Origin of the sequence: Streptomyces sp. NPDC056161 (assembly GCF_042268025.1) — a bacterium.
GTDB lineage: Bacteria > Actinomycetota > Actinomycetes > Streptomycetales > Streptomycetaceae > Streptomyces.
In genome coordinates this window covers 26,723-41,952 of record NZ_JBHJUV010000042.1, presented here as the reverse complement: position 1 = coordinate 41,952, position 15,230 = coordinate 26,723, and the positions used below count along the sequence as shown (strand labels likewise).

Here is a 15,230-nt window from a genome sequence, read left to right as displayed (position 1 = left end):
GTGCGCCGCGTGCCGCCCCGTCCTCCGGGCCGCATGCCGTTGCGCTAGGCGGGGTTCCCGACCGCCTCCGGCGTGGTCTCCTTCAGTTCGCCGTCCTCCAGGAGCAGCCAGCGGGTGATGCCGGCCGACTTCAGGAACGGGAGGTCGTGACTGGCCACCAGCAGGGCGCCCTCGTACGACTCCAGGGCCGTGGTCAGCTGCCGCACGCTCGCCATGTCCAGGTTGTTGGTCGGCTCGTCGAGCATGAGGAGCTGCGGCGCGGGCTCCGCGAGCATCAGCGCGGCCAGGGCGGCCCGGAAGCGTTCCCCGCCGGACAGGGTCGCCGCCTTCCGGTCGGCACGGGCGCCGCGGAACAGGAACCGGGCCAGCCGGGCCCGGATCCGGTTGCCGGTGGCGTCCGGCGCGAACCGGGCCACGTTCTCGGCGACGGTCAGCCCGCCGTCGAGGACGTCCAGCCGCTGCGGCAGGAAGCGCAAGGGTACGTGCGCCGTCGCCTCGCCCGCCACCGGCGGCAGTTCACCGGCGACGGTGCGCAGCAGCGTCGTCTTGCCCGCGCCGTTGCGTCCGACCAGCGCGATCCGTTCCGCCCCGCGCACGTCGAGGCCGCCGACGCGCGCTCCGTACCTCAGCTCCAGATTCCGCAGGGTGAGGACGTCACGGCCCGGCGGCACGGCCGTGTACGGCAGGTCGACGCGGATCTCGTCGTCGTCCCGTACGGCCTCCGCGGCCTCGTCGAGCCGTTCCCTGGCCTCGGACAGCCGCTCCTCGTGCAGGATGCGGTGCTTGCCCGCGGACTCCTGCGCCGCGCGTCTGCGCGCGCCCATGACGATCTTCGGTTCGCGTTTCTGCTCGAACATCTTCTGTCCGTACCGCTTGCGGCGGGCCAGCTTGACCTGGGCGTCGGCCAGTTCGCGCCGCTGCTTGCGGACGTCGGCCTCGGCCACGCGCACCATGCGCTCGGCGGCCTCCTGTTCGGCGGCGAGCGCCGCCTCGTACGCCGTGAAGTCGCCGCCGTACCAGGTGATCCGGCCGGCACGCAGATCGGCGATCTGGTCGACCAGGCCGAGGAGTTCCCGATCGTGGCTGACCACGACCAGCACACCCGGCCAGGACGCGACGGCCGCGTACAGGCGCCGGCGCGCGTACAGGTCGAGATTGTTGGTGGGCTCGTCGAGCAGCAGCGCGTCCGGCCGGCGCAGCAGCAGCGCGGCCAGCCGCAGCAGCACCGACTCGCCGCCGGAGACCTCGCCGACGGTACGGTCCAGGCCGATGTGGCCCAGGCCGAGTTCGCCCAGGGTGGCGACCGCGCGCTCCTCGACGTCCCAGTCGTCGCCGACCGCCTCGAAGTGCTCCTCGCAGGCGTCGCCCGCCTCGATGGCGTGCAGGGCGGCCCGCCGGGCGGCGATGCCCAGGGCCTCGTCGACGCGCAGCGCGGTGTCGAGCGTGACGTTCTGCGGGAGGTAGCCGATCTCGCCGGTCACCCGGACGGTGCCGGCGGAGGGGGTGAGGTCGCCGGCGAGCAGCTTCAGCAGGGTCGACTTCCCTGATCCGTTGACGCCCACGAGCCCGGTGCGGCCGGAGGCGAAGGCGGCGTCGAGACCGTCGAGGACGGGAGTGCCGTCGGGCCAGGCGAAGGACAGGGAGGTGCAGGTGAGGGAAGGTGACATGGGGGCCTCGCGGTTGCTTGGTGCGGTCAGGGCAAACGCGTGTCGAGGCACCGCTGGGCGGCAACAGGGAACCGGGCCATGGAAATGGCCTGTGCCCAAGGACGGCTCGGACGCCGAGGTCGCACGCCAACGCACACCTCACGGGTGTGACGCGGTGTCTCAGGACCTCAGAGGAGCAACGTCCTTCTCCAATCGACGGCAACAGGACCACTCAGCACCGTACGAGGGGGTCCGGCGGCTGTCAACGCGATTTCGGACCGCCGCGAGGCTGTGCGGCGGCGGCCGTCAGGGCCGGCGCATCAGCTCGGCCAGATCGCGGTCGAGGTCGAGTTGGAGGTGTTCCAGGCCGAGCGGCACCAGATCGCTGGTGGCCTGGAGGAACCGGCGGATCTCACCCGAGCGGACGTGCACGATCGCCGTGCCCTCGCTGGCGTGGAACTCCAGGACGGTGCGGTCGTACCCGTACGGCCGCACCCGCACGTCGCCGCTGCCCTCGCAGCCGTGCAGCCCGGCCGCGAGGAGGTCCCGGGCGAAGGTCCAGCAGACCTCCACGCCCTCCAGGGTGGCCGGGCCCGGGAAGGTCATGCACACGGCGAACGGATCGCGCCGGTCGTAGCGCAGCGTGGCGGGAAAGCTCTGCATGCGCGGGGCGGCGGCGACGAGGCGGGCCTCTACGGGCTGCTCGATGACGATGGACAACGCCTTGCTCCCTCGTGACGGCTGGACCAACGTGCGGGTGGTCGACCCTGGCACTGGAAGAGACGACGAAACGGCCGCTTCCGTGCACACGCGTGTCGAGTGACCTCTGTCACCGCATTCATGCCTGCGCCCTCGGTGGCGCGCCGGCCGGACCGCCGCGCGGGCGCGTCCCGGGCCCTGGACGGCGGCGGGGGAGTGGGCTAGCTTCGCCCGCCATGAGGCGCTTGGGGAGCACGCGACGCAGGGGACGTACGAGTCGGGCGGTGGCCGCGGGGGTGGCGTGCGGGGCGGCACTCGCCGCGCTCACCGTCGGACCCGCCGAGGCCCGGCCGCTCGTTCACGGCGCCCACCACTGGGAACTCAAGGACACCGGCACCCCCGCGGCCCGCTTCCGAGGTCTGTCGGCCGTGGACCGCCGCACGGCCTGGCTGGCCGGCACGGGCGGCACCGTGCTGCGCACCTCGGACGGCGGGGCGAGCTGGCGGAACGTCTCTCCGCCGGGCGCCGCCGACCTGGAGATCCGCGACGTCGAGGCGTTCGACGCGCGCCGCGCCGTGGTGCTGGCCATCGGCGAGGGCGAGGCGTCCCGCGTCTACCGCACCGACGACGGCGGCGCCACCTGGACGGAGTCCTTCCGCAACACCGACCCGAAGTCCTTCTACGACTGCCTCGCCTTCTTCGACCGCCGCCACGGCCTCGCCATGAGCGACCCGGTGGACGGCAGGTTCCGCATCCTCTCCACGTCCGACGGCGGGCGCAGTTGGCGGGTGCTGCCGGCCGCCGGCATGCCGCCCGCCCTGGACGGCGAGGCGGGCTTCGCGGCCAGTGGGCAGTGCCTGGTGACGTCCGGGCCCGCGGACGTCTGGCTGGCCACGGGCGGCGGCGCCCAGGCGCGCGTGCTGCACTCCGCCGACCGCGGACTGACCTGGACCGCCACCGGCACGCCGCTGCCGGCGGGCGACCCGGCCCGCGGGGTCTTCGCCCTCGCCTTCCGGGACCGTACCCACGGCCTCGCCGTCGGCGGCGACTACCGCCAGGACCGGCCCTCGCCCCGGGCGGCGGCCGGCACCTCCGACGCCGGACGGACCTGGCGGCCCGCCGCCACCGCTCCGCCCGCCTACCGCTCCGGCGTCGCCTGGCTCCCGCACAGCCGCACCGCGGCCCTCGCCGTCGGCCCGACCGGCACCGACCTGACGACCGACGCCGGCCGTACCTGGCGGACCATCGACGCCGGCTCGTACGACACGGTGACCTGCACCCCTGACCTGAGCTGCTGGGCGGCGGGGGAGCAGGGGCGGGTGGCACGCCTGGAGAGCTGACGTAGGAGGGCGGATCCCGGGTACTCGGCGACGGCACCCGACACGATGCCGAGCGTGAGAGGAAGTGAGCGGTCGTGCCACGGGGTTCGAGTCCCAAGCGGGAGCGGCAGTACGAACACATCAGGCAGAGCGAGCTGGACCGCGGTGCGAGCAGGCGACGCGCCGAGGAGATCGCCGCCAGGACCGTGAACAAGGAGCGTGCCCGCACGGGCGAGTCGAGGACCGCGAGCCGCCTCTCGCTCCAGGACATGTCCTCCGGCCGGCGCGGCGGCCTGCGCTCGGGCAAGGGCTCGCAGGGGCCCACCTACGACCAGCTCTACGAGGAGGCCAGGCGGCGCGGCATCCACGGCCGCTCGGACATGAACAAGGACCAGCTGCGACGGGCCCTCGGCGACCTGTGATCCCGGGCCGCCCCGTAGGCTCGTCCCCACCATGACGACCGTAGCGCTGCCCGAGAACTGGCCGGTGACCGAGGAACAGGCCCGCGCGGTGCAGGACGCGCTGCGGGGCCGGGTGGTACTGGACGAGCCCGGCCCGCCGCCCGGGACGGGCCGGGTCACCGGGGTCGACGTCGCCTACGACGACGGCCGCGACCTCGTCGCGGCCGCGGCCGTCACCCTGGACGCGGCCACCCTGGAGGTGGTCGCCGAGGCGACCGCCGTCGGCCCGGTGGCCTTCCCGTACGTACCCGGGCTGCTGGCCTTCCGTGAGATCCCCGCCGTGCTGGCCGCGCTCGACGCGCTGCCCGGTCCGCCCGGCCTGGTCGTCTGCGACGGCTACGGGCTCGCCCATCCGCGTCGCTTCGGGCTCGCGAGCCACCTGGGGGTGCTCACGGGCCTGCCCACGATCGGCGTCGCCAAGAACCCGTTCACCTTCGCCCACGACGACCCGGCACCGGGCCGGGGCAGCGCCACCCCGCTGCGCGCGGGCGACGAAGAGGTCGGCCGCGCCCTGCGCACGCGGGACGCCGTCAAGCCGGTCTTCGTCTCCGTCGGCCACCGGATGAGCCTGGACAACGCCTGCGCCCACACGCTCGCGATCACCGCGGGTTTCCGGCTCCCGGAGACGACCCGCCGGGCGGACGCGCTGTGCCGACGGGCGCTTCAGGAGGCGACGATCCGCCACTCCCCGACCTCGCGGTACCCGGAGTCGTAGACGGCCGAGCCGTCCCCGGTTTCGAGCGCGTAGTGACCGAGGTTTCCGCCCCAGTAGCGCAGGATCCGTCCCAGCTCCGCCGCCCGGTCCACGGCTGCCGCCGTGTCGTCGACCGTGACCTCCAGAACGAACTTCACGTTTTCCCTCCTTGGACCTCGGACCTTGGGCTTCCATTGTTTCATTCACCTGCTTCTTGGCACTTTTCCGCACAGAACCCAGGGAGCAGCGTCACTGATCCCCGGAAAGTCTCAAACGGAGGGAGAGGAAGGGTGCGACGGGGACGGTGGTCGCGCCGCCGTCCGTACGCGCGGTCGCCGCCGTGCCGCGGACGCGCCGTCTGAGTACCTGTACGGATGTGGTCCAGCCGGCCGACCGGCAGGCTGGGCCGCATGACGACTCCTCCCTGCCCGCGGCCGGTGCCGCGGCGTCCCCGTCCCGCCGGGCGGGCCGCGGGCCTCGCGCTGGCCCTCGCCGTCCTGGCGGGACTCGCCTGGACGGCCGGAATGATCTACACCCTGGCCGGCTGGGTCCGATGAGGGACCGTCCTGGACGGTGGGAGCCGGCCGGAGGGTGATCCCGGCGCCGGCGTTCCCCGGGGCGGGCCGTCCTTCGCCGCCACGGCAGGGGCGACCGCACCCCGCCGGCCCTCGGTCGACTCCGGCCACCACCCCGAACCCGGCGCACCGCCCCCGTGCCCGGCCGGTCGTGGCGACGCTCGGGTGACCATGGGCGACTTGGCCGAGCGCTCGGTCCTCCGGCCTTGTGCCCGGTGGAACGTGTTCCTAGCATCGATGGTGTTACATCGTCTGTGTCACATCGACTGGGGGCCGCATGACGACGGCAGGGAAGCCGACGCAGGGACACGGCCCGCTCACGGGGCTGCGCGTGGTCGAGCTGGCCGGTCTCGGACCCGGCCCGTTCGCCGCCATGCTCCTCGCCGACCTGGGCGCCGACGTCGTCCGTGTGGACCGGCCCGGGACTCCCGGGCTCGCCGTCGATCCGGCCCACGACGTCACCAACCGCAACAAGCGCTCCGTCGTCGTCGACCTGAAGTCCGCCGACGGCCCGGCCCGCGTCCTCGACCTGGCCGAACGGGCGGACGTCCTGATCGAGGGCTTCCGGCCGGGCGTGGCCGAACGGCTCGGCGTCGGCCCCGAGGACTGCCACGCCCGCAACCCACGACTGGTCTACGGACGGATGACCGGCTGGGGACAGGACGGTCCGCTCGCCGACCGCGCCGGCCACGACGTGGCGTACATCGCCGTCACCGGCGCCCTCGGCATGATCGGCGCCCCGGACGAGCCGCCCCCCGTCCCCGCCAACCTCGTCGGGGACTACGCGGGCGGCTCCCTCTACCTGGTCGTCGGCGTGCTCGCCGCCCTCCACCACGTGCGCGAGACCGGCGCGGGCCAGGTCGTCGACGCCGCCATCGTCGACGGGACCGCGCATCTCACCGCGATGATCCACGGCATGCTGGCCGCCGGCGGCTGGCAGGACCGGCGGGCCGCCAACCTGCTCGACGGCGGCTGCCCGTACTACGGCACCTACGAGACCGCCGACGGCGGGTACCTGGCGGTCGGCGCTCTTGAACAGCAGTTCTACGAGGAGTTCCTGCGGCTGCTCGGCCTGGACGAACTGATCCCGGCCCGCAAGGACCGGACCCGATGGGGTGAACTGCGCGAGCGGATCGCCGCCCGTTTCAAGTCCCGTACCCGCGACGAGTGGACGGCCGTCTTCGAGGGCTCCGACGCGTGCGTGGCGCCCGTCCTGTCGCTGCGCGAGGCCCCGCACCACCCGCACCTCGCCGCCCGCGGCACCTTCACCGACCACGCCGGCATCACCCAGCCGGCCCCGGCACCCCGGTTCTCCGCGACCCCGACCACGATCCGCTCCGGCCCCGCCCGGCCCGGGGCGGACACCGCGGACGTGGCGCACGACTGGAACGTGCCCGGCTTGCTCTGCGCCCCCGGCGGGGACGACGCATGATGGAACCGCCTTCCCCCCGAGCCGTGCCCGGCCCGGCGGACCGGACCACAGCGCACCGGACCACAGCGCACCGGCCCTCCCCCCCCCGCAGCCCGAACTCCCCTCGCTCCGCAACCCTCGTGGAAAGGCCCCTCAGTGAGCACCGAAGCGTACGTGTACGACGCGATCCGCACCCCGCGCGGCCGCGGCAAGGCGAACGGCGCCCTGCACGGCACGAAGCCCATCGACCTGGTCGTCGGCCTCATCCACGAGATCCGCGCCCGCTTCCCCGGCCTCGACCCGGCGGCGATCGACGACATCGTGCTCGGCGTCGTCGGCCCGGTCGGCGACCAGGGCTCGGACATCGCCCGGATCGCCGCCGTCGCGGCCGGACTGCCGGACACCGTGGCGGGCGTGCAGGAGAACCGCTTCTGTGCCTCCGGCCTTGAGGCGGTGAACATGGCCGCCGCCAAGATCCGTTCCGGTTGGGAGGACCTGGTGCTCGCGGGCGGCGTCGAGTCGATGTCCCGGGTGCCGATGGCCTCGGACGGCGGCGCCTGGTTCAACGACCCGATGACCAACCTCGCCGTCAACTTCGTCCCGCAGGGCGTCAGCGCCGACCTGATCGCCACCATCGAGGGCTTCTCCCGGCGCGACGTCGACGAGTACGCCGCGCTCTCCCAGGAACGCGCGGCCACCGCCTGGAAGGAGGGCCGCTTCGAGCGTTCCGTGGTCCCGGTCAGGGACCGCAGCGGCCTGGTCGTCCTCGACCACGACGAGCACCCGCGGCCCGGCACCACCGCCGACTCGCTCGCCAAGCTGAAGCCGTCCTTCGCGGACATCGGCGACCTCGCCGGCTTCGACGCCGTGGCGCTCCAGCGGTATCACTGGGTCGAGAAGATCGACCACGTCCACCACGCGGGCAACTCCTCCGGCATCGTCGACGGCGCCGCGCTCGTCGCCATCGGCTCCAAGGAGGCCGGCGAGCGCAACGGACTCACCCCGCGCGCCCGGATCGTCTCCGCGGCCGTCTCCGGCTCCGAGCCCACCATTATGCTCACCGGACCCGCGCCCGCCACCCGCAAGGCGCTCGCACGGGCCGGGCTGAGCATCGACGACATCGACCTCGTCGAGATCAACGAGGCGTTCGCGGCCGTCGTCCTGCGCTTCGTGAAGGACATGGGCCTCACCCTGGACAAGGTCAACGTCAACGGCGGCGCCATCGCCCTGGGCCACCCGCTCGGCGCCACCGGAGCGATGATCCTCGGCACCCTCGTCGACGAACTGGAACGCCAGGACAAGCGCTACGGCCTCGCCACGCTGTGCGTGGGCGGCGGCATGGGCATCGCCACGATCGTCGAACGCATCTGACCTCCCCAGCGGCAGACTTCCCGACTTCTACGGAGACCCCTCATGACCACGAGCACCACCATCCGCTGGGAACAGGACGACACCGGCGTCGTCACGCTCGTCCTCGACGACCCCGACCAGTCCGCCAACACCATGAACCAGGCGTTCCGGGAGTCGCTGGCCGCGATCACCGACCGTCTGGAGGCCGAGCGCGACTCGATCCGCGGTGTCATCCTCACCTCCGCCAAGAAGACCTTCTTCGCAGGCGGCGACCTGCGCGATCTGATCCGGGTCACGCCCGGGACCGCCCAGGAACTCTTCGACGGCGGCATGGCGATCAAGCGCAACCTGCGCCGCATCGAGACCCTCGGCAAGCCGGTCGTCGCGGCGCTGGGCGGCGCAGCGCTCGGCGGCGGCTACGAGATCGCCCTCGCCTGCCACCACCGCATCGCCCTCGACGCACCCGGTTCGAAGATCGGCTGCCCCGAGGTCACCCTCGGCCTGCTGCCCGGAGGCGGCGGCGTCGTCCGCACCGTACGGCTGCTCGGCATCACCGACGCACTGCTGAAGGTGCTCCTCCAGGGCACCCAGTACAACCCGCGGCGCGCGCTGGAGAACGGTCTGATCGACGACGTCGCGGGCACCCCCGAGGAGATGCTGGCCAAGGCGCGCGCGTTCATCGACGCCCACCCCGAGTCGCAGCAGCCCTGGGACAGGCCCGGCTACCGCATCCCGGGCGGCACCCCGGCCAACCCCAAGTTCGCGGCCAACCTGCCCGCCTTCCCGGCCAGCCTGCGCAAGCAGACGAACGGCGCCCCCTACCCGGCCCCGCGGCGCATCCTCGCCGCCGCGGTCGAGTCCTCCCAGGTGGACTTCGCCACCGCCGAGGTCGTCGAGGCCCGCTACTTCGTGGAACTGGCCGCCGGGCAGACGGCGAAGAACATGATCCAGGCGTTCTTCTTCGACTTGCAGGCCGTCAACTCCGGCGCCAACCGGCCCCGGGGCATCGAGCCCCGCCGGGTCCGCAGGGCGGCCGTGCTCGGCGCCGGGATGATGGGCGCGGGCATCGCCTACGCGTGCGCCCGCGCGGGCATCGACGTCGTCCTGAAGGACGTCTCCCCCGAGGCCGCCGCCAAGGGCAAGGGCTACTCCGAGAAACTGTGCGCCAAGGCCGTCGCCAAGGGCCGTACCACCAAGGAGAAGGCCGACGCGCTGCTCGCCCGCATCACGCCCACCGCCGAAGTGACCGACCTCGCGGGCTGTGACGCGGTGATCGAGGCCGTCTTCGAGGACACCGCGCTCAAGCACAAGGTCTTCCAGGAGATCGAGAGTGTCGTCGCGCCCGACGCGCTGCTGTGCTCCAACACCTCCACCCTGCCCATCACCGCGCTCGCCGAGGGCGTCCAGCGGCAGGCCGACTTCATCGGGCTGCACTTCTTCTCGCCGGTCGACAAGATGCCGCTCGTCGAGATCATCAAGGGCGAGCGCACCGGCGAGGCGGCCCTCGCCCGCGCCTTCGACCTGGTCCGGCAGATCAACAAGACGCCGATCGTCGTGAACGACTCACGCGGCTTCTTCACCTCCCGCGTCATCGGCCACTTCATCGATGAGGGAGTGGCGATGGTCGCCGAGGGCGTCGAACCCGCGTCGATCGAGCAGGCGGCGGCGCAGGCGGGCTATCCGGCGAAGGTGCTCTCCCTGATGGACGAGCTGACCCTCACCCTGCCCCGCAAGATCCGCACCGAGTCGAGGCGGGCCGTCGAGGAGGCGGGCGGCACCTGGACGCCGCACCCCGCCGAGGCCGTCATCGACCGCATGGTCGACGAGTTCGGCCGCACCGGCCGCAGCGGCGGCGCCGGGTTCTACGACTACGACGCGGACGGCCGGCGCACCGGACTGTGGCCGGGGCTGCGCGAGCACTTCACCCGGCCCGGCCATCGGATCCCGTTCGGCGACATGCAGGAGCGCATGCTGTTCGCCGAGGCGCTGGACACCGTACGGCTGCTCGAAGAGGGCGTGCTGACCTCGGTCGCCGACGCCAACATCGGCTCGATCTTCGGCATCGGCTTCCCCGGCTGGACCGGCGGTGTGCTCCAGTACATCAACGGCTACGAGGGCGGCGCCGGGACGGGCACCGGCCCGGCCGGCTTCGTCGCCCGCGCGCGTGAACTCGCCGCGCGCTACGGCGAGCGGTTCACCCCGCCCGCCCTGCTGGTCGAGAAGGCCGAGAAGGGGGAGGTCTTCACCGACGCCCGCTGAGAGCGTCGGTACCGCCGTGGGGCGGCCCCCGGGGTGGGCCGCCCGTCAGCAGGGTCCGGACGGCCCGTTCGCCGGCCGGGTCGGCTCCGGCGCCGGTTCGTCCCCCAGCCAGACCCGCAGCTCCTCCTTCAGGGACCGCTGGAAGGCTGTCAGCAGGGCCTGGACGACCAGCGGCTGCATATGGGCGGACAGCGAGCGCACGTCCCGGGCGTCGCGCTCCGCCACCTCGGCGCGCAGCAGCCGCGACATCTCGTGCGCCGCCGCGCGGGCGTGCTCCAGCAGGACGCCGCGGGCGGCGAGGATCGACTCCTGCGACAGCGGCACGTCGAGCAGTTCGACACCGAGCCTGAGCAGCCCGAGGTCGACCCGGAACGCGTCCCCGGCCCGCTCGACGACGTCCATCGCCGTCAGCCGGTCCAGATCACCCCCGTCCAGCGGACGCCCAGCCCGGCGCTCCAACTCCGCGTGGGTGAGCGTCCGCGCAGCGTCCGGGGCCCACGAGGACACCACCGCGCGGTGCACGGCCAGGTCGCGCGCGGTCAGGTCGGGCGGCAGCCGGTGCAGATAGCGCTCGATCGCGGCCAGCGTCATGCCCTGGCGCTGCAACTCCTCGATCAGCGTGAGCCGCGCGAGGTGACCCGGCCCGTAGTGCCCCACCCGGCGCGGCCCGATCGCCGGGGGCGGCAGCAGGCCCTTGGTGCTGTAGAAGCGGACCGTACGGACCGTGACGCCGGCCCGCGCGGCCAACTCGTCGATGGTGAGGGGCGGCTCCTCGGCGTCGGTCGTCATGTGCAGCAGTATCGCTGTCCCACCACCACTGTGAAACCGCGCGGGGGCCCCGGCCGGGGCCGTGGCCCACCCTGTCGGCCGAGGGCGCCCCCGCAAGGGCGCGGGGAGATGCGGGTCCCCCTGTTCGAGCGAGACGGGAAGGGGGTGACCAGCCACGGCGCACCCGCGGACGGGATCAGCGGATCACGGCCTTCCCGTGGAGCGCTCAGCGCGCGTCGTTCGTCGCCGCGATCTTCTTCCACGACCTCGGCTGGACGGGAGCGGCCGCGGCGACGGCCGCGGCGCGCGCCTCGGGCGCGGCCGGCTTGCTCGGCTGGAACAGCCAGGTGTCGAACAGCGCGGCCAGCGGCTTCCCGGACACCTGCTCGGCGTACCTCTGGAAGTCCGCCACGGACGCGTTGCCGTACGCGTGCTCCTTCGGCCAGCCCTTCAGGACGGCGAAGAACGCGTCGTCGCCGATCTCGTTGCGCAGCGCCTGGATGGCCAGCGCGCCCCGGTCGTACACGGCGGTGTCGAACTGGTTGTCCGGGCCGGGGTCGCCGGGCGCCACCGTCCAGAACGGGTCGTCGGCCGGGTGCGAGGCGTACGTGTAGTCCGCCAGTTCCTGCGCGGTGCCCTCACCCTCGTGCTCGGACCACAGCCACTGCGCGTACCGGGCGAAGCCCTCGTTGATCCAGATGTCCTTCCAGTCCTTCAGCGACACCGAGTCGCCGTACCACTGGTGGGCCAGCTCGTGCACGACCACCGAGGTGTTGGAGCCGTTCGCGAACTGCTTCGGGCTGTAGAACACCCGCGTCTGCGTCTCCAGCGCGTAGCTGGTGGTCGTGTTGGGCACATAGCCGCCGGCCGAGGCGAACGGGTACGGGCCGAAGTACCCGCTCAGCCAGTCGACGACCTCCCCGGTCCGCTCCACGCTCGCCCGCGCCGCCCCGTCGTTGTCCCCGAGGTCCTTGCTGTAGGCGTTGACGACCGGGACCCCGCCCTCGGAGGTGCTGGTCGTGATGTCGAACCTGCCGACCGCGAGCGTGGTCAGGTAGGTGGCCTGCGGCTTGTTCTGGCGCCAGGTGTAGCGGGTCCAGCCGAGTTTGGAACTGGTCGACTGGAGCGTGCCGTTGGAGATGGCCTGGGTGCCGTCCGGCACGGCCACCGACACGTCGTAGGTGGCCTTGTCGAGCGGATGGTCGTTGCTCGGGTACCACCACCAGGCGGCCTCGGGCTCGTCCGCGGCGACGGCGCCGTCCGGGGTGCGGTGCCAGGTCGAGAACCCGTACGCGGTCTTCGTGGACGGCACTCCGCTGTAGCGGACCACGACCGTGATCGGCGTGCCCTTCGCCAGCGGCGTCTTCGGGGTGATCTGCAACTCGTGCTCGCCGGAGGTGGCGAAGGCGGCCTTGGCGCCGTTGACCCGGACCTCGCTCACGTCCAGCAGGAAGTCCAGGTCGAAGCGGGACAGGTCCTGCGTGGTCCGGGCCAGGATCGTCGCCGTGCCGTCGAGTTCGTCCGTCCCGGGCTGGTACCGCAGCCGCAGGTCGTAGTGGGAGACGTCGTAACCGCCGTTGCCGTAGTACGGGTAGTAGGGGTCGCCGATGCCCGGAGCGCCGGGGGTGTAGCTCGCGGCCGACGCCGGTACCGCCAGCAGCAGGGAGGCCGCCGCGAGCGCGCCCGGCGCGAAGATTCTGCGGTGCACGAGAGCTCCAAGTCGTAGAAGCACCAAGTCCGTTCGAAGCCTATTCAGTCCCGCCGCCCCCTGACGTGTCCACGGCCCCCGCTGTCACACGATCGCCATTCGGCCGCCATGACACGGCGCGTGCCACGCACGCGGTCCGGCCGGCCGTGCCCCACGTGTCCTCTTCTTCACGGGAGTTGGCCGGGGTACCGTCCGCGCATGCCGAAACGTATGCGCTTCACGATCTGGAGACCGCTCGCGGCAGCCGCCGTCGTCGCCCTGACGGCCGCCTTCCTCACTCCGACGGCCCAGGCCGCCACCGGCCCGGCAGCCCGGGAGAGCCGCCCGGTCCACTCCTACGCGAACGCCGTCCGCGAGGCCGTCTGGGTGGACACCGGCCTCGACGCCGACGGAGACGGACACACCGACCGGGTCGCCGCCGACATCGTCCGGCCCCGCGAACCCGCCCAGCAAGGCCGCAGGATCCCCGTCATCATGGACGCGAGCCCCTACTACTCGTGCTGCGGGCGCGGGAACGAGAGCCAGCTGAAGACGTACGACGCCCAGGGCCACGTCGTCCAGATGCCGCTCTTCTACGACAACTACTTCGTGCCGCGCGGCTACGCCGTCGTGGGCGTCGACCTCGCCGGCACCAACCGCTCCGACGGATGCGTCGACGTCGGCGGACGCTCCGACATTCAGTCCGCCAAGGCCGTGATCGACTGGCTGAACGGCCGCGCCAGGGCCTACACCAGCCGCACCGGCACCACCACCGTCACCGCGGACTGGAGCAACGGCAGAACCGGCATGATCGGCAAGAGCTGGGACGGCACCATCGCCAACGGCGTGGCGGCCACCGGCGTCGAGGGACTTCGGACGATCGTCCCGATCAGCGCGATCTCCTCCTGGTACGACTACTACTTCGCCCAGGGCGCGCCGCTGTACGACTCCGGACCCGACTGGCTGGCCGGCGCCGTCGAGAGCGACGACGCCCTCGGCCGGTGCGCCGCCGTGCAGCGCGCGCTCGTCGACGGCGCCCCGCGCACCGGCGACTGGACCGGGCTGTGGAGCGAACGGGACTACGTCAAGGACGCGGGCAAGGTCCGGGCCAGCGTCTTCCTCGTGCACGGCATGCAGGACCTCAACGTCCGCACCAAGAACTTCGGCCAGTGGTGGGACGCCCTCGCCGCGCACGGCGTCGAGCGCAAGATCTGGCTCTCCCAGACCGGCCACGTCGACCCCTTCGACTTCCGGCGCGGCGCCTGGGTGGACACCCTGCACCGCTGGTTCGACCACGAACTCCTCGGCTACGACAACGGGATCGACCGCGAGCCGATGGCCGACATCGAACGCCGGCCCGACCAGTGGGTCACCTCCGCGCTCTGGCCGCCGCGCGACACCGGCACCACCACCCTGCGGCCCGCCGCGGGCGACCTGGCGGGCGTCGGCACACTCGGCCTGCGCCCCGGCCACGGCACCGAGAGCTTCACCGACGACCCGGGTCTGAGCGAGACCGACTGGGCCGCGGCGATCGGCAGGTCCACCCCCGAGAAGGCCGGGTTCGTCACCGGTCCGCTCGGCCGCGACCTGCGTCTGTCCGGGTCCTCCGCGGTGACCGTGACCGCCACCCCGACCACCCCGACGGCCCATCTGTCCGCCGTCCTCGTCGACCTCGGCCCCGACACCATCCGGGACTACGCCGATTCGGGCGAGGGCATCACCACCGGCACCGACCGGGACTGCTGGGGCGAGAGCACACCGGGCGACAGCGCCTGCTTCCAGCAGACCCGGGCGAAGACGACCTCCGTCGGCTACACGGTCCTCAGCCGCGGCTGGGCCGACCTCGGCACCTACGCCGACAGCGGCAAGGGCGTCCCGCTCACTCCGGGCAGGGCGTACACCATCACGCTCGACCTGGCCGCGACCGACCATGTCGTCCCCGCGGGCCACCGGCTGGCGCTGATCGTCGCAGGCACCGACAGGGGCCTCATCGATCCGCCGGCCGACACGCCCACGCTCACCCTGGACCTGGCCCGTACGTCCGCCCGGGTACCGCTGGTCGGCGGCACGGCCGCGTTCGCCCGCGCCACCTCCGGCGCGGCCTCCACCGCACCCGGGACCACGGCCCTGCACGGCGTCCGGTCGCCGCACGCCGTACAGCGCGTCCCGGCGAGCTGACCGGCTGAGGGGCGGCCGGGCCCGAGTCCGGCCCGGCCGCCCGCCGCCCGGCTGCCCCGCTGTCGCATCGCCGCCCCACCGCGGCCCGGCTGCCCCGCTGTCGCATCGCCTCCCCACCACCGCCCGGCTGCCCCGCTCTCGCATCGCCGCCCCACCGCGGCCCGGCTGCCCTGCTGTTGCATC

Annotated in this window: 13 protein-coding genes; 8 read left to right on the top strand and 5 right to left on the bottom strand. The window is 73.0% G+C overall.

Annotation, left to right across the window (positions count from 1 at the left end):
* Nucleotides 1-44: 44 nt before the first annotated feature.
* On the bottom strand, nucleotides 45-1,667 hold the full coding sequence (locus ACFC09_RS32015) for an ABC-F family ATP-binding cassette domain-containing protein (protein WP_376533952.1): 1,623 nt from the start codon (nucleotides 1,665-1,667) through the stop codon (nucleotides 45-47).
* Nucleotides 1,668-1,952: 285 nt separating this feature from the next.
* The gene (locus ACFC09_RS32010) at nucleotides 1,953-2,366 is read right to left on the bottom strand and encodes an SsgA family sporulation/cell division regulator (RefSeq protein WP_376533950.1); all 414 of its coding nucleotides are present in this window, start codon (nucleotides 2,364-2,366) and stop codon (nucleotides 1,953-1,955) included.
* Between the two features lie 215 nt (nucleotides 2,367-2,581).
* On the opposite strand from ACFC09_RS32010, the gene ACFC09_RS32005 reads away from it, so the two are divergent.
* The 3 genes from ACFC09_RS32005 (at nucleotide 2,582) to ACFC09_RS31995 (ending at nucleotide 4,840) form a co-directional block, all read left to right on the top strand.
* A complete protein-coding gene (locus tag ACFC09_RS32005; RefSeq protein ID WP_376533948.1) occupies nucleotides 2,582-3,685 on the top strand; it encodes a WD40/YVTN/BNR-like repeat-containing protein in 1,104 nt (367 codons plus the stop codon).
* A gap of 74 nt (nucleotides 3,686-3,759) precedes the next feature.
* The gene (locus tag ACFC09_RS32000; protein ID WP_376533946.1) at nucleotides 3,760-4,086 is read left to right on the top strand and encodes a plasmid stabilization protein; all 327 of its coding nucleotides are present in this window, start codon (nucleotides 3,760-3,762) and stop codon (nucleotides 4,084-4,086) included.
* A 31-nt stretch (nucleotides 4,087-4,117) separates the two neighbouring features.
* Nucleotides 4,118-4,840: an endonuclease V gene (locus ACFC09_RS31995; RefSeq protein WP_376533945.1), complete on the top strand. Its 723-nt coding sequence runs from the start codon at nucleotides 4,118-4,120 to the stop codon at nucleotides 4,838-4,840.
* On the opposite strand, the gene ACFC09_RS31990 is transcribed toward ACFC09_RS31995, so the two are convergent.
* Nucleotides 4,789-4,977: a hypothetical protein gene (locus ACFC09_RS31990; protein WP_376533943.1), complete on the bottom strand. Its 189-nt coding sequence runs from the start codon at nucleotides 4,975-4,977 to the stop codon at nucleotides 4,789-4,791. The two genes, ACFC09_RS31995 and ACFC09_RS31990, sit on opposite strands and share 52 nt — an antisense overlap.
* Nucleotides 4,978-5,229: 252 nt before the next feature.
* Here ACFC09_RS31990 and mmpA point away from each other — a divergent pair, with 252 nt between their 5' ends.
* The 4 genes from mmpA to ACFC09_RS31970 all read left to right on the top strand — a co-directional run bounded on the left by mmpA (nucleotide 5,230) and on the right by ACFC09_RS31970 (nucleotide 10,414).
* Nucleotides 5,230-5,376 (top strand): morphogenic membrane protein MmpA, encoded by a 147-nt coding sequence (gene mmpA, locus ACFC09_RS31985; protein ID WP_376533941.1) that lies wholly within the window; start codon nucleotides 5,230-5,232, stop codon nucleotides 5,374-5,376.
* A 295-nt stretch (nucleotides 5,377-5,671) separates the two neighbouring features.
* On the top strand, nucleotides 5,672-6,826 hold the full coding sequence (locus ACFC09_RS31980) for a CaiB/BaiF CoA transferase family protein (RefSeq protein WP_376533939.1): 1,155 nt from the start codon (nucleotides 5,672-5,674) through the stop codon (nucleotides 6,824-6,826).
* 135 nt (nucleotides 6,827-6,961) lie between these two features.
* A complete protein-coding gene (locus ACFC09_RS31975) occupies nucleotides 6,962-8,176 on the top strand; it encodes an acetyl-CoA C-acetyltransferase (protein WP_376533937.1) in 1,215 nt (404 codons plus the stop codon).
* A 42-nt stretch (nucleotides 8,177-8,218) separates the two neighbouring features.
* The gene (locus ACFC09_RS31970) at nucleotides 8,219-10,414 is read left to right on the top strand and encodes a 3-hydroxyacyl-CoA dehydrogenase NAD-binding domain-containing protein (protein WP_376533935.1); all 2,196 of its coding nucleotides are present in this window, start codon (nucleotides 8,219-8,221) and stop codon (nucleotides 10,412-10,414) included.
* Nucleotides 10,415-10,459: 45 nt separating this feature from the next.
* Here the strand turns inward: ACFC09_RS31970 and ACFC09_RS31965 are convergent, their stop codons facing one another.
* Nucleotides 10,460-11,203 carry a MerR family transcriptional regulator gene (locus ACFC09_RS31965; protein WP_376533933.1) on the bottom strand — a complete coding sequence of 248 codons (744 nt, stop codon included), beginning with the start codon at nucleotides 11,201-11,203 and terminating at the stop codon, nucleotides 10,460-10,462.
* A gap of 205 nt (nucleotides 11,204-11,408) precedes the next feature.
* Nucleotides 11,409-12,890, bottom strand: a complete 1,482-nt coding sequence (locus tag ACFC09_RS31960) for a M1 family metallopeptidase (protein ID WP_376533931.1) — start codon at nucleotides 12,888-12,890, stop codon at nucleotides 11,409-11,411.
* 198 nt (nucleotides 12,891-13,088) lie between these two features.
* Between ACFC09_RS31960 and ACFC09_RS31955 the strand changes: the two genes are divergently transcribed.
* Entirely contained in the window at nucleotides 13,089-15,047 is a 1,959-nt protein-coding gene (locus tag ACFC09_RS31955) for a Xaa-Pro dipeptidyl-peptidase (RefSeq protein WP_376533929.1), read from the top strand.
* Nucleotides 15,048-15,230 lie beyond the last annotated feature (183 nt).

Excerpts from the sequence above, each read along its gene's own strand:
- ACFC09_RS31970 (WP_376533935.1), top strand. The coding sequence starts at position 8,219 with ATGACCACGAGCACCACCATCCGCTGGGAACAGGACGACACCGGCGTC.
- ACFC09_RS32015 (WP_376533952.1), bottom strand. The coding sequence starts at position 1,667 with ATGTCACCTTCCCTCACCTGCACCTCCCTGTCCTTCGCCTGGCCCGAC.
- ACFC09_RS32005 (WP_376533948.1), top strand. The coding sequence starts at position 2,582 with ATGAGGCGCTTGGGGAGCACGCGACGCAGGGGACGTACGAGTCGGGCG.
- ACFC09_RS31980 (WP_376533939.1), top strand. The coding sequence starts at position 5,672 with ATGACGACGGCAGGGAAGCCGACGCAGGGACACGGCCCGCTCACGGGG.
- ACFC09_RS31955 (WP_376533929.1), top strand. The coding sequence starts at position 13,089 with ATGCCGAAACGTATGCGCTTCACGATCTGGAGACCGCTCGCGGCAGCC.
- ACFC09_RS31995 (WP_376533945.1), top strand. The coding sequence starts at position 4,118 with ATGACGACCGTAGCGCTGCCCGAGAACTGGCCGGTGACCGAGGAACAG.
- ACFC09_RS31965 (WP_376533933.1), bottom strand. The coding sequence starts at position 11,203 with ATGACGACCGACGCCGAGGAGCCGCCCCTCACCATCGACGAGTTGGCC.
- mmpA (WP_376533941.1), top strand. The coding sequence starts at position 5,230 with ATGACGACTCCTCCCTGCCCGCGGCCGGTGCCGCGGCGTCCCCGTCCC.